Source organism: Thermosipho globiformans (assembly GCF_003990895.1).
In the GTDB taxonomy this organism is placed as follows: Bacteria; Thermotogota; Thermotogae; order Thermotogales; family Fervidobacteriaceae; genus Thermosipho; species Thermosipho japonicus.
This window is the reverse complement of sequence record NZ_BHXD01000037.1, coordinates 1-1,276: the sequence shown is the minus strand read 5'-3', so window position 1 is coordinate 1,276 and position 1,276 is coordinate 1. Positions and strand designations below refer to the sequence as shown.

The following is a 1,276-nucleotide window of genomic DNA, read 5'->3' as shown; positions in this document are numbered from 1 at the left end:
TGAATGAAAAGACACTAAAGGCACAGATTACATATATGTTACTAGGTCAGCAGTTAACAATGTTAATAGACACACTCTCTGCTCATCCTAAAATGATTAGATTGATTGAAAAATAATTTTTACTTTGGCCAGGGTGTTATAAAGACGATTTTCTGATTAGAGCTTTAAAGAAAATTTTAAGAAAAGTTTATAATGATCCTTTAGAAGAAATAGACGGAATAGATTATAAAGTGTTTAGATGGAGTATTACTAAATATCTGTTTTATAAATTTGGACTTTTAAATCTTTTTAAGGTTTTGTGTAAAAATATTGAGAAAAAATTTGATTTAGAACAATATGATATTATACATGCACATGGTATGTATGGTGAGGCACCAGCAGGCTTAATTGCAAAGTTTTTGGCAGAGAAGTATAATAAGCCTTTTTTAGTTAGTTTACATGGAAGTGATGTTAATGTATTAATGCCACAAAGAAGCTCTGAATACAAAAGAGTTCTTGAGTCATCTTCTGCAAATATTTTTGTTAGCAAAGCTTTATTAGAAAAAGCAAAATCATATGGTTATTCAGGAAAAAATGCTGTGGTAATTCCAAATGGATATGATCCAAGCATTTTTTATTCAGCTGATAAAGAAGAGGTAAGAAAACAACTTGGAATATATAAATCAGGTTATAAATATGTAGGATTTGTAGGTAATTTGTTTTCTATCAAAAGGGCAGATAAGCTTGGTGAAATATTTAATTACATTGCAAGAAAATACCCTAAAACATATTTTATAGTAGTTGGCGATGGACCAATGAGAGATATAATTAAAAAGGAAACAAAAGGATTAAATATAATTTTTACAGGAAGAATTCAGCAGAAAGAAGTAGCAAAATGGATGAATGCAATGGATGTAATGATACTTCCTAGTCGAAATGAAGGATGGGGAGCTGTTGTAATTGAAGCACAAGCATGTGGCACTTGTGTTATTGGAAGTAACAATGGAGGAATACCCGAAGCTATAGGATTTCCAGAATATGTCATTGAGGAAGGGAAAGATTTTGAAGAAAGAATTTCAGAAAAGGTTGTTGAAGTATTAAAAAAAGGATATGATAGAGATAAATTAATAAAGAGAGCCGAAAATTTTACTTGGAGTAGTTTGGTAGGTAAAGAAATAGAGGTATATAAGCAGGTGATATCAAATAAATGAAAAGGTATCTAAAAATGTTTTTTTCATTTTCTATAGGAACTTGGGTTAGAGCAATAATTGGTTTTTTCTCTACTCCTATTATTAGT

1 protein-coding gene is annotated in these 1,276 nt (G+C 29.9%); it reads left to right on the top strand.

The features are described from left to right. The first annotated feature begins 230 nt into the window (after positions 1 to 230). The gene (locus EO083_RS09710; protein WP_241230041.1) at positions 231 to 1,190 is read left to right on the top strand and encodes a glycosyltransferase; all 960 of its coding nucleotides are present in this window, start codon (positions 231 to 233) and stop codon (positions 1,188 to 1,190) included. Positions 1,191 to 1,276: the final 86 nt, after the last annotated feature.